This window comes from Bacillus sp. FJAT-27225 (assembly GCF_001685025.1).
Taxonomy (GTDB): domain Bacteria; phylum Bacillota; class Bacilli; order Bacillales; family Cytobacillaceae; genus Bacillus_D.
The window spans coordinates 733,490-754,419 of the sequence record NZ_MAYU01000021.1 but is presented as its reverse complement, the minus strand read 5'-3'; the positions used below and the strand labels follow the sequence as shown (position 1 = coordinate 754,419).

At 37.1% G+C, this 20,930-nt stretch carries 20 protein-coding genes and 1 pseudogene; 20 read left to right on the top strand and 1 reads right to left on the bottom strand.

Annotated elements, in window-relative coordinates; genetic code table 11:
- The first annotated feature begins 2 nt into the window (after positions 1–2).
- The 13 genes from murQ (at position 3) to A8F94_RS15410 (ending at position 11,871) form a co-directional block, all read left to right on the top strand.
- Positions 3–932 (top strand): N-acetylmuramic acid 6-phosphate etherase, encoded by a 930-nt coding sequence (gene murQ, locus A8F94_RS15470; RefSeq protein WP_066202215.1) that lies wholly within the window; start codon positions 3–5, stop codon positions 930–932.
- 142 nt (positions 933–1,074) lie between these two features.
- Positions 1,075–1,959: a MurR/RpiR family transcriptional regulator gene (locus A8F94_RS15465; protein WP_066202212.1), complete on the top strand. Its 885-nt coding sequence runs from the start codon at positions 1,075–1,077 to the stop codon at positions 1,957–1,959.
- A 68-nt stretch (positions 1,960–2,027) separates the two neighbouring features.
- Entirely contained in the window at positions 2,028–3,008 is a 981-nt protein-coding gene (locus tag A8F94_RS15460) for an N-acetylglucosamine kinase (RefSeq protein ID WP_066202210.1), read from the top strand.
- Positions 3,009–3,023: 15 nt separating this feature from the next.
- Entirely contained in the window at positions 3,024–3,977 is a 954-nt protein-coding gene (locus A8F94_RS15455; protein ID WP_066202208.1) for a GNAT family N-acetyltransferase, read from the top strand.
- Positions 3,978–3,999: 22 nt separating this feature from the next.
- Positions 4,000–5,049 (top strand): serine hydrolase domain-containing protein, encoded by a 1,050-nt coding sequence (locus tag A8F94_RS15450; RefSeq protein WP_066202206.1) that lies wholly within the window; start codon positions 4,000–4,002, stop codon positions 5,047–5,049.
- 207 nt (positions 5,050–5,256) lie between these two features.
- Positions 5,257–5,736 carry a PaaI family thioesterase gene (locus A8F94_RS15445; RefSeq protein WP_066202480.1) on the top strand — a complete coding sequence of 160 codons (480 nt, stop codon included), beginning with the start codon at positions 5,257–5,259 and terminating at the stop codon, positions 5,734–5,736.
- Positions 5,737–5,972: 236 nt separating this feature from the next.
- On the top strand, positions 5,973–6,347 hold the full coding sequence (locus A8F94_RS15440) for a hypothetical protein (protein WP_066202204.1): 375 nt from the start codon (positions 5,973–5,975) through the stop codon (positions 6,345–6,347).
- 238 nt (positions 6,348–6,585) lie between these two features.
- Positions 6,586–6,909 (top strand): tyrosine-type recombinase/integrase, encoded by a 324-nt coding sequence (locus A8F94_RS26220; RefSeq protein ID WP_066202201.1) that lies wholly within the window; start codon positions 6,586–6,588, stop codon positions 6,907–6,909.
- A 217-nt stretch (positions 6,910–7,126) separates the two neighbouring features.
- Positions 7,127–7,387: a hypothetical protein gene (locus tag A8F94_RS15430; protein ID WP_066202200.1), complete on the top strand. Its 261-nt coding sequence runs from the start codon at positions 7,127–7,129 to the stop codon at positions 7,385–7,387.
- A gap of 398 nt (positions 7,388–7,785) precedes the next feature.
- A complete protein-coding gene (locus A8F94_RS15425) occupies positions 7,786–9,099 on the top strand; it encodes a hypothetical protein (protein WP_066202198.1) in 1,314 nt (437 codons plus the stop codon).
- Positions 9,100–9,977: 878 nt separating this feature from the next.
- Positions 9,978–10,739 (top strand): DUF4230 domain-containing protein, encoded by a 762-nt coding sequence (locus A8F94_RS15420; protein ID WP_066202196.1) that lies wholly within the window; start codon positions 9,978–9,980, stop codon positions 10,737–10,739.
- Positions 10,740–11,082: 343 nt separating this feature from the next.
- Entirely contained in the window at positions 11,083–11,427 is a 345-nt protein-coding gene (locus A8F94_RS15415; RefSeq protein ID WP_066202195.1) for an ASCH domain-containing protein, read from the top strand.
- A gap of 3 nt (positions 11,428–11,430) precedes the next feature.
- A complete protein-coding gene (locus tag A8F94_RS15410; protein ID WP_066202193.1) occupies positions 11,431–11,871 on the top strand; it encodes a hypothetical protein in 441 nt (146 codons plus the stop codon).
- A gap of 135 nt (positions 11,872–12,006) precedes the next feature.
- Here A8F94_RS15410 and A8F94_RS15405 read toward each other — a convergent pair whose 3' ends face one another.
- Positions 12,007–12,969, bottom strand: coding sequence for an aldolase catalytic domain-containing protein (locus tag A8F94_RS15405; RefSeq protein WP_066202191.1), 963 nt, complete (start codon positions 12,967–12,969; stop codon positions 12,007–12,009).
- Positions 12,970–13,111: 142 nt separating this feature from the next.
- Between A8F94_RS15405 and A8F94_RS26215 the strand changes: the two are divergent.
- From A8F94_RS26215 to A8F94_RS15375, 7 genes and pseudogenes are all read left to right on the top strand, one after another.
- Positions 13,112–13,230 (top strand): annotated as a pseudogene (locus A8F94_RS26215) (PaaI family thioesterase); the annotation flags it as partial.
- A 495-nt stretch (positions 13,231–13,725) separates the two neighbouring features.
- Positions 13,726–14,367: a YesL family protein gene (locus tag A8F94_RS15400; protein WP_066202190.1), complete on the top strand. Its 642-nt coding sequence runs from the start codon at positions 13,726–13,728 to the stop codon at positions 14,365–14,367.
- Positions 14,364–16,136, top strand: coding sequence for a sensor histidine kinase (locus tag A8F94_RS15395; protein WP_066202188.1), 1,773 nt, complete (start codon positions 14,364–14,366; stop codon positions 16,134–16,136). Before A8F94_RS15400 ends, A8F94_RS15395 begins: the two co-directional genes overlap by 4 nt.
- A 10-nt stretch (positions 16,137–16,146) precedes the next feature.
- Positions 16,147–17,217, top strand: a complete 1,071-nt coding sequence (locus A8F94_RS15390) for a response regulator transcription factor (RefSeq protein ID WP_066202184.1) — start codon at positions 16,147–16,149, stop codon at positions 17,215–17,217.
- A 138-nt stretch (positions 17,218–17,355) separates the two neighbouring features.
- Positions 17,356–18,327: an ABC transporter permease gene (locus A8F94_RS15385; protein WP_441294195.1), complete on the top strand. Its 972-nt coding sequence runs from the start codon at positions 17,356–17,358 to the stop codon at positions 18,325–18,327.
- Between the two features lie 17 nt (positions 18,328–18,344).
- Positions 18,345–19,214 carry a carbohydrate ABC transporter permease gene (locus A8F94_RS15380; protein WP_066202182.1) on the top strand — a complete coding sequence of 290 codons (870 nt, stop codon included), beginning with the start codon at positions 18,345–18,347 and terminating at the stop codon, positions 19,212–19,214.
- A 31-nt stretch (positions 19,215–19,245) separates the two neighbouring features.
- On the top strand, positions 19,246–20,835 hold the full coding sequence (locus tag A8F94_RS15375; protein ID WP_066202180.1) for an extracellular solute-binding protein: 1,590 nt from the start codon (positions 19,246–19,248) through the stop codon (positions 20,833–20,835).
- Positions 20,836–20,930 lie beyond the last annotated feature (95 nt).

Here is a 20,930-nt window from a genome sequence, read left to right as displayed (position 1 = left end):
AGATGAATAAAATATCAACATTGACAACTGAAACAAGAAATATGAATTCAATAAATTTAGATAATATGTCCACTGGTGAAATCTTACACCTGATAAATAGGGAAGATATGACAGTTGCAAATAGTGTTCAAAAGGTTTTGCCTGAAATAGAAACGACTGTTACTGCAGTATATAACTCCTTGAAACAAGGAGGAAAATTATTTTATGTTGGTGCAGGGACTAGTGGGAGAATTGGAATCTTAGATGCTGTAGAATGCCCTCCAACATTTAGTACACCACCAGATCTAGTTCAAGCAGTAATGGCAGGTGGAATTAAGGCAATTGAAAAAGCTGTTGAAGGAGCGGAGGATGACGAGCAATTAGCTGTTAAAGATTTGGAGGAAAGAAACGTAACTGAATTGGATGTAGTGGTAGGAATTGCAGCAAGTGGGAGAACGCCATATGTTATTGGGGCACTAAAATATGCAAAAAGTATAGGTGCAACTACTGTTAGTCTATCTTGTAATGAAAACTCGGATATCAGCCAGTATGCTGATGTAATTATAGAAGTCATAACAGGCCCTGAGATATTAACAGGTTCAACACGAATGAAAGCAGCTACTGCTCACAAACTAATTTTGAACATGATTACAACAACTTCAATGATCAAAATTGGCAAGGTATACGAAAATCTAATGATAGATTTGAAAGTTAGTAATTATAAATTAAAGGAACGAGCTAAGAATATCCTTTCTGCTATAACTGACATACAATACCAAAAAGCTGAAGAAGTTTTAGAAAAAACAAATTATGAGATCAAACCGGCTATAGTTATGATAAAAACAGGAGTAACTCTACAAGATGCGAAAGTGTATATAGAACAAGCAAATGGGTATGTCAGAAAAGCAATCGACATTGCATTAAATGAGAGTAATGAATATGATAACCTTTAATTATTTTAATTTAGGTGATGAAAAACATATGCTCCAAAACATAACTAGTTGTATATCAACTGCAACAAGTGAAAAAGAGAAAGCTTGTATTGTGTAGGGTTTTATGTGAAGAAGAAGATTTAATTAGAGATGAGCTGATAACATGTCAACTACAGGAGGACTTTTAATACTTTCCAAAATGTTACCATTATTACCTCCATCCGAAAGAAAAATAGCTACATATATTATTGAAAATCCAAAGGAATCAATTTCATTAACAGCTATAGAGCTTGGAAAGAGGAGTTCAACTAGTGGGGCGGCTGTTATTAGGTTATGTAAATCACTTAATTTGAAAGGGCTTCAAGATTTGAAATTAAGAATTGCAGGAGACCTTCAAAAGACAAGTGATGCTGGATACCGGGATATAGAACCAAATGAGCCACCTAGATTTGTTATCGAAAAGATGACAAATAATAGTATAAAAACCATACGTGAAACTGCTGCATTGCTAAATGTCGATGAATTGGAGAAAGCAGTTGAGGCATTACGAAGATCTAGAAGAACCCATTTTATAGGGATAGGAGCTTCTAGTATCATTGCTCAGGATGCACAACAAAAGTTTCTGCGAATTAATAAGGATGCATATACATTTTCTGATATGCATATGGCATCTACTCTGGTTGCAAATGCTGATGAGTCAGATGTTGTAGTAGGTATCTCTTTTTCCGGTGAAACGATTGAAGTTGCTAACGTATTACAACTGGCTAGACAACAAAATGCCACTACGATCAGTTTAACAAAGTATGGCAATTCTATAGTAAATGAGAACGCAGATATTCATTTATATACTTCTGCAGCCAGTGAGCCAACTTTCAGAAGTGGTGCTACATCTTCTCGTATTGCTCAATTGCAAGTAATTGATATTCTATTTATGTGTGTGGCTTCTTTACAATATGAAGAAACAGTAAAACATTTAGATGCAACAAAAGAGGCTGTTGGTTTTCTTAGGAATAATAGAAAGAAAGTTGTAAGTAAAACAAGTATTTAGGGGCTGGCTCGGGAATGGGGCGGTTTCTTTAATATATGGTTAATATGCTTATAGTGGAGGCCTTTTTTATGTTTGTCTTAGGAATCGATGGTGGCGGTACAAAAACCAAAGGAGTCATAGCCAATTCAAATGGGGAAATTATTGCTGAAGCTATATCTGGCGCTTCCAACCCCAACAGTGTATCACATGATGAATTGGAAATTGAGTTATCTAAACTTATAGACTCATTAAAGAAACAAAGCGACAATCTATTTTCACAAGTAAAAACTGTCTACGCTGGGATGTCAGGTGTTGATCATCCTTCTGCAAGGAAGGAAATGCAAGATATCTTGACTTCATTATTACCAAAAGGGGTAAATGTTACAGTTAATAATGATGCAATTACAGCATTATATTCTGGTACTTTGGGTAAGCCAGGAATTATCCAAATTGCTGGGACCGGTTCGGTTACATACGGTTTGAATGACAGGGGAATTTTTGACCGTGTTGGAGGTTGGGGTTATTTACTTGGTGAGAAAGGCAGTGGTTATTCTCTTGGCAGTGAAGGTTTACGTGCAGCGTTTTTGGAACATGATGGACTTGGGAAATCAACAATAATTAAGGAACTTATTGTAGAACACTTTCAAGTTCAGTCACTACCAGATTTAGTACACACCGTTTATCAATCAAAAAACTCAAAAGAATTAATTGCCTCATTAAGTAAACTTGTAGTTAAAGCAGCTGATTTGGGTGATCGTGTTGCTATGAAAATTATTGAAAAAAATGGGTTATATGTAGGAGAATCTATTTCTTGCCTAATTAATCGGCTTTTTTCTACAACCGAAAAACAAATGGGTATAAATATCGTGTTTACTGGAGGGCTTTTCAATAGACTTGATTTATTCCAAAACAGCATTGAGGATGTCTTGAGCGAGAATAGGATAAATTATACCATTGTTATTCCTGAGATTCCCCCTGTAGGCGGAGCAATTATAGCAGCTTTGTTAGAAGAAAAAATAAAAATCGATGATAGTTTTATAGAATTTTTCAACCGTTACATAAAATGTTAAGGACGGTGTAAGAATATGAGGTTTATCTCATGGAGTATAGACAAATTAGAAGAACTAGTAGAACTTTGGAACAGAGAACTAGGTACAGACTTTCCTATGCGTAAGCAGTTATTTGAACAAAATAGTTTCAGAGATGATAATGTTTTTTTTGAAGCCTCTCGTATAGCATTAGATGAAAATAACAATGTTATCGGGTTCTTAGTTGCAAAGAGGTGGCAAGAAAAATTAGAAGTAGGAATGAATCCGAATATGGGGTGGATTCAGGTATTATTAGTAGACCACCGTTTCCGTAATCAAAGTATAGGAACAAATTTGTTAAAGCATGCTGAAAAAATCTTTATGGATAATAATATCAACTCGATCGTACTAGGTAGAGACCCGTGGCACTATTTTCCAGGTATACCCCAACAATATGATGATGTATCAAGTTGGTTTGAGAAGCAGGGGTATAACAAGCTTGGGAGTGACTATGATGTTTTGTGTAAATATAATTCAGGTAGTGATACTGCTTTTCCGAAGTTTGAAGGCGTAGAGTTCTCAGTCTTAGATATAAAGGACAAAGATCCCTTTTTACAGTTCCTAAACCGATGTTTTCCCGGAAGGTGGGAATATGAAGCTATTCATTATTTTGAAAAGGGTGGTACTGGCAGAGAGTTTGTCGTACTTAAAAAGGAGAATAAAATTATTGGCTTCTGTAGAATGAATGACTCTAATTCTCCAATCATAGCTCAAAATGTCTATTGGGCACCATTGTTTAATGAAGAATTAGGTGGAATTGGACCGCTGGGAATTGATTCTAATGAACGTAAAAACGGATACGGACTAGCAATTGTTCAAGCAGGTATTGTTTATTTAAGAAATCGTAACGTGAATTCAATTGTCATTGACTGGACAGGATTGATCGATTTCTATGGTAAGTTAGGGTATGAAGTTTGGAAAAGCTATAATTCTTATAAAAAGAATATTTAAAAATTGAAGGGTTGTTTTATTAATGAGAGAAATGGTACTAGACTTTCTGCAGAAAGAGATAGATCTAGAACATATACCAGGGGCTGCGATTAGCGTTTCTCATAAGGGAAAAGTATTGTTGGAAGAAGCAATAGGTTTTAAATCTGTTTATCCAGAAAAACTATCAATGGAACTAAATACTATATTTGACATTGCCTCCCTCACGAAAGTAGTTGCGACATTACCTGCATTTTTGATGCTTATTGAATATGGGGAGATCAGGTTAGATGATGCTGTTTCTTTTTTTTTGCCGGAGTTTGCTAAAAACGGAAAAGAATCTGTAACTTTGAGGAATTTGTTAACGCATACATCGGGATTGCCTTCCTATAGGCAGTATTACCGAGAAGGTTTAAATACGGATCAGATAGTAAAAAAAATATATGATGAATCTTTAGAACATGAGATTGGCACAAAAGTAATTTATAGTGACCTTGGTTTAATTACTCTTTATAGAGTGATAGAAACGGTAACTGGAGAAACATTCGATCAGTTTCTAAAGCGAGAATTTTTTGTGCCTATGGAGATGGATGAAACAGGATTTAATCCTCCTTATGATATAGATCGTTTTGCCTCTACCGAATATAATGAGAAGTTAAAGGATTATAAGCGAGGGATAGTGCATGACGAAAATACTGAAACCATGGGCGGAATAAGTGGTCATGCTGGTCTTTTCTCAACATTACAAGATTTACAAAACTATGCATCTATGATTGAAAATAATGGTGTGTATAAGGGGAAACGTATCTTATCTGAGTCGGTTATTGAATTATCTAAGAGAAACTATACCCCTTTTGATAAAGAGTATAGGGGATTGGGGTGGCTTTTAAAAGGTCCTACACTGTCCTCTTGTGGTGATTTATTTTCCCAATCATCATATGGCCATACTGGGTTTACAGGTACAAGTATGTGGTTTGACCCTGAAGCTGAGTTAAACGTAATTCTATTAACAAATCGAGTTCATTTTGGACGACAATCACATATTTTAAGACTAAGACCTAGATTGCATAATATTATTCGTTCTCAACTTAATTAATTCCTAGAAGGGGAATGCCATGAAAACTGTAAGCTTTATAGGTGGCTTAATGTGTGGCACATCATTAGACGGAGTGGGTGCAGCAGTAGTTGAAGTAATAATGCATAAGCGGCAAACTTCACTCCCCTTCTAGCGGCACCTGACTTTTTCGATAATCTTCACATAGTTTTGGAATGGAGGATGGCCATGAGGAATGAGAATTTATACATGGGAGAAACAATTGAAAACGCAATACAGGATATCTATCCCGATGATTTTGCCTGGTGTTATGGGTGCGGCCGATTAAATAAAGATGGCCATCATCTTCGCACTGGCTGGCAAGGTGACCAGACAGTTACAATCTATACGCCTGAATCCAAATACATGGGAATTCCCGGGTTTATATATGGCGGGATGATCGCTTCACTAATTGATTGCCACGGAACCGGGTCTGCCTCACTTGCACTGCACCGCAAGAATGGAAACGAAATAGGAGATGGCACAGAACCTCCTAGATTTGTAACTGCCAGTCTCAATGTGGAATACCTTAAACCAACTCCGCAGGATGTTCCATTGAAAGCAGTTGGAACAGTTGAAGAAATTCATCCTAAAAGATGGAAAGTACATACAGAGGTATTTGCAAATGATGTTCTTTGTGCCCGTGGCGAGGTCGTTGCGGTTATAATGCCCGCTACTTTTACAAAATAAAGTGATGCCTGGCGCTGCTTAAGCTTGTTGAATGGATTTTATTCGAGCTTGAGTAGTGCCAGGTCGTCGAGATAAAAATACAGGTCCAGCAATAAGTCCAGAAGTAGAATCAATTGCCCTTTAAGTTTGAGGAATTTAGTATGGAGGCTCGGAAGACTATCAAAAATATTATTTGGGTCTAAAGTAAGAGCTAGAGATATATGAAGCTGAGGAATGGTTGTTTAGGAGGGAAGAGTATGAGTGGTCAGACATATAATGATGAGCAAAACCAAATTTTCATAGACAATATTAAAGAATATCGTTATTTTGTCCAGGATGAAACAAAAGCAAAAACAAAAGAAATAACTATCAACTTTGGAAAAAGATTGATAAAAGAATATCCTCAACTAGCAGATCGGAATCTTAAAGGAGAGGGTGTAGCACAGCGACTTGTATATTTTGATAACCTTCTTGCAGGAGTCGAATTTCCTCACGAATATTACCAACAAAACACAATGAAATACTTCAATACGGTTCCAAGACCTGATGGAAATAAAGAACCAAATAAGTGGGTAGTTTCCCTACACCAAGGAAATCGAGAAAATAAACCAAAGCGTGATCACGAGAAGTAGTAAAAGCTAGGTGTAATAAACAATTAATATGGCTTCCAACTCATTTTTGTTAACTATAACTACATAGTACAACCATACTTGCAATACACAATCAATAGGAGACGATTACACCAAAAGTAATCGTCTTTTTCTGTCACTATAAGGCTAAATGTTATAGAAAAAGGATGTAGCCATACTACTTTGTATTTTGGGTGTTTGAATGGATAATCCTTAGTTTACCAATCTTAACTAAGGAGTGTTGATTTTTATCAATCAAGGAGAGCAAATATTATTAGATTTAGTGGCAGCTTTAAAAGAGTTGTACAAACCTTATAGAAGATTATCTAAGCGAGGAATCCAAAGGGAAATAGGAATGATAGCTTACAAAACTGGTTTACAAGACAAAGTTAGTCCTCATGTTTTAAGATATAAATTTGCTACATTAACATTTAATAATGGAGCTGAAATCGTAGCTATTCAAGAACTGTTAGGTCACAGTTCGCCAGATACCACACTTAAATATGCAAGATTACTCACGAAGAAACGTGAGCAGCATAAAAGGCACCTAATTCAATTAGAGTGATTGTCATTAGACTCATAATATTACACAGATAAAGGGTGGTTTCAGAAGTAACCACTCTTTTTATATTTACATTTTATAGGTTGTTTTGAAGGGGTTTTTCAATACATGTCGAACATTGTATCCAAAGATCCTTATAGTATATAACCGCAATTAATATATTCTATATTAACATTTATACTCATAGAAATTTTTAATCAATTAAAGGAGGAGGGGTTAAATGATATATAAATTCTATAAGGACGAAAACGGATATGAGAAATGGCTAATTGATAACAAACCAGGTTATGTTTTTAATCATTTCGGTACTGCTGAAATGACTAAAATGCATCATGCTACTTGTTACACATTACAAACATTAAAACATCAAGGTTCAAGGACAAATTATGAAAAAATATGTTCCATAGATTATAAAGAGTTAGAACAAGAGGCTAACAGAGTTACAAGAAACAAATGGAGCAAATGTAATGTCTGTTTTTAATCTATTGTTCCTTTTCGAAAGCTAACATTATATGAAGTAGGCGGAAGTCAAATTGTCTTACGCCTCTTTTTTTGTAACAACTACTGGGCAATAAAATCTTACTATGCAACAAATAATTTCGTTTATGACAACTTTATTAAAAAGGTTTTATTTATCGGGTAGGAGTTCTACAATCAGGCCATTTAACGGAATAAAAGATGGGATGGGCAACGTCACACAAAACTAATTATAGCTAAAATAGATGGTTAAGGGTGTTTTATTGATTTATCTACAGATGGGGATTTCAGTAAATATCGAATCTAAAAAGATAGAACCTATTAGGAATTTAGTAGATACAGATATCAGTTTAAAATATAAAAAGTTTATTTGATTAAAATTGAAGTTGAGGATGATTAACTATGGGACAAGTTTTTATTGATGAAAAGGGACCACAGGAAACGATTAGAATTTCAAGAAACTATAGTGATGATAGAAGAATAAATCTTGGTGATGATTTAATGCGATCTTATGTTGCTGATGTACTTTATATCCCTGAAAGTTCTCTTGAAGATATTATCAAAAAATATTCTAAACTTGTTGAAGAGTATAGAGAAGAACAAAGAAATAAAGTCGAAAAAGAACTAAAAGGAATTGATATTCTAAAGGGGAATTTCAAATTTGGCATTGCGAGTATAAAAAAAGTTAATAGTGATTTCTATCTTAAGTTATTTGATATCCTGCTGGAGGCAAACGTTTCTAACTTACTTTTTTCAGTAAATAAAATGTCAATGGTTGTTGATGCCAGACTCACACCATGGATTCTAAAACTTGAATCTAAAAGATTTATTAAATCTGCCATATTGTTGAAATATACTCTCACAAAATATTGTGAATTAGAAGCATCAGAAGAGGTCATTAAAACTCTTTTCGATCCACAGAAAAAAATTAATGAAATATTATATTCTATTCAAAATGATTTGAAAGGATTCGTAGCAAAGCACAAAAATAACGCTAGAATGAAATATCAATTAAAAGATTATAAAAATATGATAAATATAATTGGGAAGGGGAAACACTTAGCTGATAATTTACTATTTGAAAAAGTATCATTTGATTGGGATAAAGTGAGCTTCGATGTTGACTTATGGTTGTCCGAGAACAAGTTAAAAGATATATGGCAACCTGAGCAGTCAACGTTAATTCTTGACCAAGGTATCCCTTCTGAGCCATTTGAAAAGATTGGATTTGGGAAAGTGCTAGTAGACCTGGATTCTAAAGATTTTGTTGGATTACAAATAACAGATATGTTGGTGGTAATAACCGGTAGTTACATTTCTAAACTAATATCTGCAATTCGTTATGATAAAGCTGAGCCAGGAAAGCCTAAACATCTTGATAAAGAGTGGTTTGTTTTAGAAGAACATCAGTTTGACCTAATTTTAAAAATGAGCCAGTTCTTTTTTGGAAATGACAATACTTACAGTTTCATAGGGGATAGTTATTTTGACGAAACTCTCCTTTTTGAAATATTTTGTAGGTATATAAGTTCATTTAGTAGCTATGAGAATTATCATAAAAAGTCTAGTAATTTACATGTTGAAGATATGTTTAAGTATTATATTGCTGCTTCAAATGAAAAATGGAGATTAGGTTTACAAAATGAGTTTTTAATAAGGAATATATACGGGGATTATATTACTGGAATTAAAGAGGGGGTAATACGGAAGTTATAATGTGTGTGGTTTCTAAGCACCTTATTATTATTCCTAATCCATACCGTCTGTAAATAATTAAAGGTTATTTGACTGCAATTTGATGGTTATTTAGGGCAATAAATTTTAAAAAGGCCCTTGCACCAATCCTACTACAGATATTGTACGACAATGAGAAGGGTATTGGAAACGAGGTCGTTGCGGTTGTATTGCCCGCTACTTTCACAAAATGAAGCGATGGGGACGGTTCTGGTGGCTCTTAAATGCCAGAAGAACCGTCCCGGTAGAGTGTTTAATAGGCTGGGCTGAAAAATGAACAGCTTAGCCCACCAGAAAGATATTATTAAATACGTATTAATGCCACCGGAACTATCCTGGTGGCTTTTCTGGTTGGAGAGAACGTTAGGTGCATCTTTTAGTCTCTTATGGACATAAGCTTGTCCTGTCCGGCAACTCTAAAGAATCTCGAGCTACTATGAGTAGTTCATCGTGAACAAGGATAGAGTCTTTTGTTTTATTAGTAAATTTTACAATATCAGATAAAAGTCCTGATTTTTCTACATCATCTTAAATGTTTATGTTAAATTTATCATATTATATTCGTTGATATTTATTGGAAATGGAGGGAAATGCAAGGCAATCAAATTCTTTTTATTGATGGATATCCGAATGGAAGGCATACTTGGAACTACCAATTAGACAGGAAATAGAATATACCAAGAATCTCGATAAAAAGTGTATAGATAGGCAGGACCTGAACGGTCAGGTGTTACTTGCTTTCGAAATAGATGAAGATGAAAACGCAGTGAAATATTGGTGATGATGAAACTGTTTTAAGAGACTAAAAGAAAAGAGTTTTAACTTTAAATATTGTAATGAGTGAAATGGAAGGTGGAAATATGGGTACAAATAGAGAAATTTTTGAAGAAAAAGACGAAAAAATTGAACAGCTAGAAAGACTATTAATAGAATTAAAGGAAGCACGACAGCAAAGTGCTGCAACAATTGCGGTAGGTCAAAACACAAGATATGTATCTGAACCGAAACGAATTTCTAAGTCCTTTATTAGAGCTGGAGTATTTAAAGTTATTTTGCCCATCCTTGTTCTTTTAATCATTTCAGTAGTAATTTGGCAATTTGCAGGCGGTAACACCAAAAAAGAGTCTGTCACATTTGTTGAAAGTGTTCAAGAGCTAGCCACATTGGCAACAGCTGAAGCACATATGAAGACGGTTATAAAAGAAAAGGATAATAAGATTTTCGGGAAAGACATCCCTCTTGATTTGCCAGGAACAAAGCGAGAACTTCTATTGGTTGTACCTGCGACGGTTATTGCCGGTGTTGATTTGAAAAAGGTTACTTCTGAGGACATGGTTATTAATAAAGAAACAAAAGAAATAGATATTACTCTTCCTCATGCAAAGCTCATCCAGGATCCAGCGGTACAGTTGGATAAAATACAGGCCGTTGACAGTAATGGGCTTTTCCGTACTGATATTAAAATGGATGAAGGGTTTGAGAAGGCCGCTGAGGCACAAGATAAAATTCGTAAAGAAGCTATCTCTATTGGTTTACTAGATACTGCAGAGAAAAATGCCGAAAAGGCGTTAAAAGTATTTTTCGAGAATATTGGTTATACGGTACATGTCACGTTTACCTAATAAGACGGCCTGCCCATGCTACATGTGGCAGGCCTTTCTGTTATTTACTGGGGGACCATAGAGAACTGTTGAATGCTACTTATTGTAGTAATCATCAATCAGTAAGCAACTTTTCTATAGAAGTGGACAGTTGACTTTAAAAAAGGAGCCGGCTGTGGGGACCAGCTATTCGCGCATCACGGCAAATTGAGAAAAGTCTCCTCAGGCTGGAAATTTGCTTCTTGGTATATCTGCTTAATCTTCTTTTTATTGTGTCCCTGACATGGGTACGATTGTTTGCATTGGAGTTCTTTCTTTCTATATGTAATATTATAGAGGAGCAAAAGGAAGGGAGTTTTTTTCAATGACAAAACAGAACAATGCTTTGCCGCCCAAAACATGTGAGGTTGAGCGTCTTGTCACAATGGAAGACGACGTCAATAAAGTGTTGGCAGACAAGAAAACTGCTACGCGCCGTAACGGCCGTTATGCCGATGTAGGCGAAATCATGGAGTTAAAAGGAAAGAAATTCGTCGTGGACAATGTCTATTCTCAATCACTTGGAGAATTGACAGATGCAGATGCGCAGCGCGAGGGCTTTGAGAATGTAGAAGCGTACAAACAGTCGATTCTATCGTATCACCCGGGAATGCCATGGCTTCCGAAAATGCGTGTCTGGGTGCATGAATTTAGTCCTGTTAAAGAATAAGAAATGGACTTATTGTACCGTATCATTATTTATCTTCACGTCGCAAGCGCGATTGCGTCCATAGGGCCCTTCTTCATTTTGATGCCCATTGTGAAAAAACTGCCTGATGCTGAGAAGAAAGAGCTGGATGCCCATTTGGCTTTGCTGAAGTCAGTCGTGCGGCTGTCAAAACACGCCGGCCATGTGCTGATTGGAACAGGAGTGCTGCTCGTCATCCTCGGACCATGGACATGGAAAACGCCATGGATTGTCGGAACCCTGGCACTGCTGTTCGCCTCCCTCTTTTTCCTGGCCCGGGCATTCTCTCCAACACTTCGCGAATTTGCCGAAGAAGGAACAAATAAACTAGCACTCACCGCAAAATTGAAGCGCGCCATCTGGACCTACATCATATTATTGATGTCGATGCTCTGGTTCATGGTCGTGAAACCGAATTTGTGGTGAAGATGTTTCCAGCATTGAACCCGATTACATAAAAAATAACAGGAACTGTGCGTCGACAGTTCCTGTTGGCTCATAAAATCCAGCATTTGTAACCTTACATTATATAGTGTTTACTTCCACCTTCAGTATGTAATCTTACCGACTTTCAGATGATGCTATTGTGGCTTCCGGAGTTGTTACTTTGTCATAGAAATCAACAAATTTATCCCGGTTGGCACTGTCACGGTAGGCCATGGCGACGCGTGGATGTTCGTTCAGGATACCGGAAATCATGTAGGGGATGATGTAGCCCCATTCCCACCTTTGGCGCATGTCGAGCATATGCTTTTCAATCACGCCAAGGACAGGCTTAAGCTCATAGCTTGTCTTTTGTATATAGCCAACGAGTAGTTCTGTATGACAGTTACCGGCGGCTCGGCCCATGCCGTAGACGGATGAATCGAGGAAGGTTACCCCATTTTGTAAGGCAGCCAGCGTATTGGCGAATGCGAGCTGCATGTTGTTATGGGTATGGATTCCAAGCTGTTTGTCTGGAAGCATGGCTTTGAACTTGTTCACCTGATGCTCGATGTCTGCGGGATCCAGGCTGCCGAAGGAGTCAACGATATAGACCACATCGACAGGGCTTGCTTTCACCAATTCGAATGCTTTAATGAGCTGTTGTTCAGGGACGCTTGATAAAGCCATGATGTTGAGAGAAGTCTCATAGCCCAAATCATGGAACATTTGCACAAGCTCGAGGCCCTTGTCCACTTCGCGAATATAGCAGGCGACCCTAATCATATCCAATACACTTTCTTCACGCGGCAGGATGTCGTTTGGGTCAACTCTCCCAATATCAACGAGTGCCGATAGTTTCGTGAATTTTTTCTCAGGGATGATTTCTTTCAGGAAGTTATCGTCAAGAAACCTCCAAGGATTGGGCTCAGTTGCGTTTAGAAGTTTAGGAGAATTTTTGTATCCTATCTCCATATATTCAACGCCTGCATCACTTAGGCCATTATACAAGTCTTGAACAAATTCGACGCTGAAGTCCCAATTGTTGACTAGCCCTCCATCTCGAATTGTACAGTCCAAAATTTTACAGTTATTTCCCATCTCCATAACCTCCACCTCTTAGTTGTAGCCATCTTTGTTAATAGCTTTTATATCATTATCTCACAAAAACGTCAAACTATTTTAAAAATTATAGCGGGATCTTTCTATGGTGTAGAAAGCGGAAGTATTAGATCGTTCAAAAGCAATTGGAACTGTTGAAGAAATTCATCCTAAAGATGGAGAGTACATACAGAGGTATTTGCAAATGATGTTCTTTGTGCCCGTGGCGAGGTAGTTGCAATCTTAATACCTAATACCTAATACGTTTGTGAAATAAACTTTTTCTTTTAAGGAAAGCGAGCTATGTTGTAGATACTAGGAACCTATTTTAGACAACGTGGAACGGACTGTTCCTAAACCTGGCAGATAATTTAAGGCTCACTCCTGGAGAGGTATATAGTAGATTAGAGTGGGTAGATTAATTAGGCCAAATAACCAGTTGTATTGATAAGGCTTATGAATTGAGATAACAGAAGTGACTGATTCTAAAACTTTCATATTACTATAATAAAAGCACATAGGCAGCCGGTAAGGCTAAACCTATGTGCTTTTTTTACTTGGGGTCTACTTAGATACTCTATCTCAAGGAGTTTTTTATAAGGATACAGGAAAACCAGTTTAACTAAATAGCATATCGGGCTTGGAAAATCTTCTGTTTTCTCAATTTTCTTATTAACCTCTATATTATGAGACATTTCAAAATATTCTTGTTATTGCTATACTATACATAATTGGTTTCAATAGGGGGATTAAAGAATGGAAATGAACGGCTTCATGGGGGTTTTTCATCGCTTTTCCTTGTGGGTAGTAAGGCTTGCCTATTTAAATATAGTGTGGATTCTATTTACTTTAGCCGGATTGGTGATAGTTGGTGTTGGAGCATCGACACTGGCATTGTTTGCAGTGTTAAGGAAAATGATTGTTTTTGATGAAGATGTAAAGATTTTTCATGCTTTTAAAGAAGAATTCAAACTGAATTTTTCAAGAGGCATAAAATTGTCTTTCCTCTATACGGGAATTGGCTTGCTCATTTATTTTGACATCCGCTATTTCAGCCAATTTGAGGGGATGTTTTACGAGATACTTGTAGGTTTTTTTACGATTCTTTTCATTCTGTTTGGCCTGGCATTTTGTTATGTGTTTCCAATCTGTTCACACTTTCAAATGAAAACATCTGAGTCCTTTAAAAACTCTTTCTTATTTCCTGTATTTGCTCCGTTACAAACCTTGCTGATTGTACTTGGCCTTATACTTTGTACTATTTTTTTCACTATCGTACCGGGTTTTCTTCCTTTTCTCGGGATCAGTCTACCCGCCTATGTAATCAGTTACTTTGCTCAACTTAGTTTCAAACGGCTGGAAGAAAAACGAAATCAGGCAAATGGTGGATATACATGATTAGCCGGCTGGTTGATTTGTCGATTAAGACAAAGCTGTATTTATTAGTTATTTTATTTTTATTATTTCCTTTCCTGTTTTTCGGTTATATCTGGTACAGCCAGTCCACCAAGGTTATTGAAACAAATGCCATAAATGATAGTGAACAATTAGTCAGGCAGCAGAACAATAATTTGGATGACTATTTTCAGGGACTGGAACGAACAGTTAAACCTGTCATTATCCATCCCGTTATTCAGGAATACATTAATTTAAGCCCTGATGATGATTTTGAAACCTATCTCCTTTCAAAAAGAATTGAAAAGGAAATCGCTCCCGAGCTGTATAGCCGGGGAGATGTCATTTCCTTTAATGTAGCCTCAAACAACCAAATTGGAACCACCTTTTCGGCATATAAGAGGTTTGAAAAATTCAAAAATGAAGATGCTCCAAAATTATTAGGTTTTGAATTAAGAGGAATAAACTATGAAGATTCCAAGCCGGTTATAACCTTGACCCGCAGTTTTTTGGATTATCATACATATAAAACCAGTGGTATGTTTCTCATTGATTTAAAAATACAGAAATTAAAAGAAATCAGTGATCAGGAACATATAGGTGAAACCGGCTTTATATGGATTACAGATGAAAATGGGAGAATTCTCTATCATCCTGATAGACAAAGCCTTGGAACAAAGGTGGATAGAGCATATTTAAAGGACATTTTTAAAAAAAGCCAGGATTCCTTTATTATCGAAGTCGAGGGAGAAAAACGGCTCATAACCTATCATACTTCACCAATAACGAACTTAACGGTTATGACTGAAGTTCCCTTGAAAAATTTAATAGGCAAGCTTGTTTCAATCCGGTCTATCACCATTGCGATTGCAATCGCTTTAATCACACTTGCCCTCATGTTAGTCGGAGGCTTTTCATTATCATTAACAAGGTCACTATCGCATTTACAAGCATTAATGAAAAAAGCTGAATTGGGTGATTTTCAAATAAGGGCTTCTGAGAAAAGAAAAGATGAAATCGGGAAGTTGAATCGCAGTTTCAATAAAATGGTTAATGAGCTTGAAAGACTGGTACAAGTGGTTCATAAAGCAGAATTAAAAGAAAAAGAAATGGAAATCAAGCAGCGCGATTCCTCCTTAAAGGCGATGCAATCTCAAATCAATCCACATTTCTTATACAATACCTTGGAACTGATCAACTCACACGCTATTCTTGAAGGGAATATGATTGTGAGTAAGATGGCAACAAGCTTGGCAGATATGTTCCGTTACAATATATCGGATTTAAACCATATCGTCACACTCAATGATGAATTGGAGCATGTTACATCCTATCTGGATATCCAAAAGGAAAGATATGAACAACTGCAAGTCCACCTGGATTATCCCGAAGAATTGATAGGAAAAGTAAGGGCAGTAAAATTAATTTTACAGCCAATCATCGAGAATTCCTTCGAGCATGGCTACGAAAACCAAAAGATTAAACCTTCCTTTTTGGCCGTGAGCGGGAGGAAGGAAAATGATGCTTTCTTTTTGGATATTATCGATCATGGAAAGGGCATGCCAGATACGATCTTCCAAATGTATCAAAACGCTTTTTCCCTTAAAGGCTCAGAGGAAATTACAACCAAACAGAACCATTTAAACAGGATAGGACTATGGAATGTGCACACAAGGATTCGGTTAACCTTTGGGGATCAATATGGCTTAAAATTAGTGGAATCAAATGAAAACGGCACCATCATCCGGGTCATTTTGCCGATCGGGGAATAGGAGGAGGACTATGTTTACTGTCATCATTGTTGATGATGAACCAATCATCAAAAAGAGTTTAACTAAACTGATAGAAATGAAGTTTCCTCATTTTAAGGTAGTTGGTTATGCACAGGACGGCAAAGAGGCATTAACATTAACCAGGAATTTACGCCCTAATCTTATTATCACAGATATACGCATGCCCGAAATGGATGGAATTGAGCTTATTCAAACTGTCGAGACAATGGGGTTTGACAGTAAAATCGTTGTCGTCTCGGGGTTTGATGAATTTGAATATGCACAGCATGCATTAAGGCATGGGGCAATTGATTATTTATTAAAGCCGATAAAGCCGGAACTATTTTATAAAATGCTGGAAAAAGTGGAGAATCAATTAAAAAGCCAGAAGTCATTGACTGAGGAATCAAGTGAGTGGCTTTTAAAATGTAAGGAATATAGTGAGGAATTCATTACATATTTGTGGGGAGCCAGAAAGTCGGAATGTGAGGAATTGCTTCTGGCCTGTTATCAGGAGATGACAGCCAAAAAAGTAAATTCCATGCTCGTTAAGGAATTATTTCTTAATTTATATCATTTTGTTAAAAGGGGTATAAGCAGCAGACTCGGCCGGGAACTGATCTGTGAGGAATTGGAGGCCGGCCCGGTTAATCACGAGATAGAAGATATTATTAAACATATAAATCGTTGGTTCACTACAATAACAAACCATGTTCAGGAATCTAAAAATTGGGGAAGTTCCGTTAAGATAAATTTAGCAGTCGAGTTTATTAAGGACCGCTTTACGGATCCCAATTTAACACTGCAGCACGTAGCGGAAAGTGTGAATATGTCCCCAGCCTATTTCAGCAGGCAATTTAAAGACGAATATGGTAAGAGCTTCATTCAATATTTAACAGAATTGCGTATGGAGCAAACAAAAAAACTGCTAATGGATATTCGTTTAAAAACATATGAGATTGCTGAATTGGCTGGATATAATGATTATCCGCATTTTACAAAAACGTTTAAAAAGTACTATAAAATGTCGCCATCAGAATATCGAAGCCTTCTTAAAAATGATAAAGTGCCTTATATCTGATTAAGATATAGGGCTTTTTTATTCTTGGATGCTCTTTGCAAAAATGATTAGAGTAATAAATTCACAACAAATCATAAAAAACGACATGGATATTTATCTGAAAATTCTCTAAAATCAATCCTATATAGGGGGGATAAGATGCTGCAACCGAATGTATCAGCTAAGAAACCTGATTTAGTACAAACGGATATAAAAATGGTACCCATTCAAAAGAAACAAAATTACTTTTTAAAGCACTGGCAGCTATACTCGATGATTCTGCCGGGATTTATATTTTTTGTCGTATTTAAGTATATTCCCCTCGGTGGGATTGTCATTGCCTTTCAGGATTATAACGTATATAGGGGAATATTTGAGAGCCCTTGGGTGGGACTAAAACACTTTATCAATCTTTTTGAATACCCTGAGTTCTATGAAATTCTAACCAATACTGTATTGATCAGTCTCTATCAATTAATTTTAGGATTCCCGGCACCGATTATATTGGCACTCCTCTTAAATGAAGTCCGGAAAATGAAGTTTAAGCAAACGATCCAAACAATTCTTTACCTGCCCCATTTCCTATCCTGGGTAATAGTCGGAGGTTTGGTCATTAGTTTTTTATCTCCGACTTCAGGAATGGTGAATGAAGTGATTAAGTGGTTTGGCGGGGAACCGATTTTCTTTATGCAGGAACCACAGTTCTTCAGAAGTATTGTTGTCAGCTCAGGAATTTGGAAGGAAATTGGCTGGGGTACGATTATTTATCTGGCAGCTATGGCAGGAGTCAATCCTGAATTATATGAAGCCGCTGAGGTAGATGGAGCGGGGAAATTGAGACAGGCAATAAGCATTACCCTACCAAGCATCATGCCAACCATAATTGTGCTGTTGCTTCTGAGAATTGGCAATATCCTTGATCTTGGATTTGAACAAATTTATATGCTTTTAAATCCACTAGTTTGGGATACCGGGGAAGTATTTGACACGTATATTTATCGAGTCGGATTACTTGGCGGGCAATATAGTTATACGACCGCTATAGGTCTATTTAAATCAGTTGTTGGCCTGCTGTTGTTAGTTGGGGCAAATAAGCTAAGTAAAAGAATGACAGGAAACTCAATCTATTAGAAAGGGGAAGAAGATGGATGATCAGACAAACTCCTGCACAAAAGACTTTCAGTATCTTCAATTATATATTTCTTACCATTCTTAGTTTGTCCATGCTGCTTCCTTTCGTACATATTTTTGCAGGTTCATTTAGTTCAGGACAAGCGATTATGGAGGGCCGGGTGACCATATGGCCAGTGGATTTTACACTGGACAATTACCGCGCAGTATTGTTGGACAAAGAGATTTGGCGTTCATTTGGAGTGACGGTCTATATTACTGTTTTTGGGACCCTATTGAATCTGATTTTTACCTCTTTGATGGCGTATGGCCTGTCAAAGCAGGATTTGAAGGGCAGAAAAATCATTATCTTTATGGTTGTGTTTTCAATGATCTTTTCTGCACCGTTGATTCCATCTTATTTGATTGTAAAGTCGCTTGGGATGCTGAATACATTATGGAGCCTGATGATTCCGGGATTAATCAGTGCATTCAATCTAATCATCATGATTTCCTTCTTTCAAAATATCCCAAGGGATTTGCTTGATACAGCAAAAATGGATGGATGCGGGGAATACCGGACACTCTGGAGTGTTGTCCTGCCCCTTTCATTACCCTCACTGAGTACCATTGGATTATTCTACGCAGTAGGGCATTGGAACGGATATTTTGGAGCTCTCTTGTACATTAGGGACCAAAAATTGTTTCCGCTTCAAGTGAAGCTAAGGCAGCTAATTGTCGAAAGTGATGCAGAGCAAATGCTGCAAACAGCCTCACTTACCGTGCAATCGATTGAAGGAATCAAAATGGCCTCTATTTTAGTAGCAACGGTTCCAATTCTAGTTATTTATCCCTTTGTCCAAAAGCATTTTGTGAAAGGTTCAATGCTGGGTTCGATCAAAGGATGAATATATTAATAACGAATAAGGGGGAAAAGGAATGAATATTAAATTTTCTAAGAGTCTCATTGGCGTATTGCTTGTACTTCTCATTGCCCTGGCCGGATGTACATCTAATGGGGAAAAGGCATCTACTGAAAAAGACCCGAAAGCCGCCGAAAAAGCAAAAGCAAAAGAACCAGCTAAACTAAAGGTCGCATTGGAAACAGGCGGGGCTGCCTATGTTCAGGGGAATGAAGATATCAATAATGATGAATATGTAAAAAATTTAGAGAAATTGGCGAATGTCGACCTTACACTTGAAGTCCTCCCTCATGAAAATTATGAGCAAAATATGCAGCTTCTTTTAGCTGGAGGCGAATTGCCTGACTTATTGCAAACGAAAGGAATTAATCGTCCTGAAATTGCACCAGCTTTAGATGCAGGCGTATTGATGCCATTAAATGATCTTCTTGAAAAACATGGAAAAAATTTGTTGAAGGCCATTCCGAAAGAATCATGGGATAACCCCCGCGTAAGTAAAGATGGGCAAATTTTCGGGATCCCGCAAGAGAATCCTGTTTTGAATTCGACCGTTACGTATATTAGAAAAGATTGGTTAGATAAATTAGGGCTGGAAGTTCCAAAGACGGTTGATGAATATATCGAAGTGTTGCGCGCCTTTAAAACGAAGGATCCCAATGGAAATGGAATCCAGGATGAAATTCCTTTCTCTGCACGTAAAAACTTCTCTTTTGGATATTCATTTTTTGGTGCATATGATGCACAGCCGCAAGCATGGAGCTATCAGGACGGTAAACTGGTTCCTAATTTCATTAAGCCGGAAATGAAAGAAGCACTAAAAGTGTATAGGACTCTTTATAAAGAAAAACTGCTTGATAATGAGTTCCTCGTTCAAGAGGGGAAAGACTGGGATGCCAAAATTATCGGAGCCGGACTTGTAGGAATGTGGGCACACTCATCTGCTGCTCCAGATTCGTGGCTGACCAAAATAAATGAAAGTCATCCCGATGCTAAAATTGCCATTATTCCATCACCAGTCATTCCGGGTGGAAAACCTGGAGGAGTTTATCCACTTGGTTCAAGTGTTTCCGACTTTGTTTGGACGATCCCAGCAGGTTCAAAAAATGCGGAGGAAACAATCAAATTCCTTGATTGGTTCTATCAGCAAGGGAACGAAGAGGCCGATAACTTTTTCCTATATGGTTTAGAGGGAAAAGATCATACCGTGGAAAATGGAGAAATCAACTATAAGTATCCAACATCCAATGAAGAAGCAGGAAGACAATTCATGTACCAGCAATGGATCCATTTTACAGGTCCTAAGGAATATTTAACAAATGAAGAATTCGTGAAGAACAAAGTACATGGAGAGTTGATTTATGACTCCCTGAAGGTTGCGAATCAAGAAGGTTTAATCGACGATGGTGCGGATATGCCTGCAATGGAAACATTAAAGGCACGGCCTGAACTGGCCTATGATGGCCTGTGGCTGGAATTTGCTGCAAAAGTAGTAACTGGAAAAGAATCAGTAGATAAATTTGATGAGTTTGTTGCAAATTGGGAGAAACGCGGCGGAGATAAGCTTATTGATGAAGCTACTAAATGGTATAAGGAAAACCGCAAGTAATAGTCAATAGCCCCTGGATCTAACCATCTGGGGGCTATTTTCTTAAAAAAGGATTACAGCTTGTTACATAAAGATTAACTTAACAATCGCAGCAC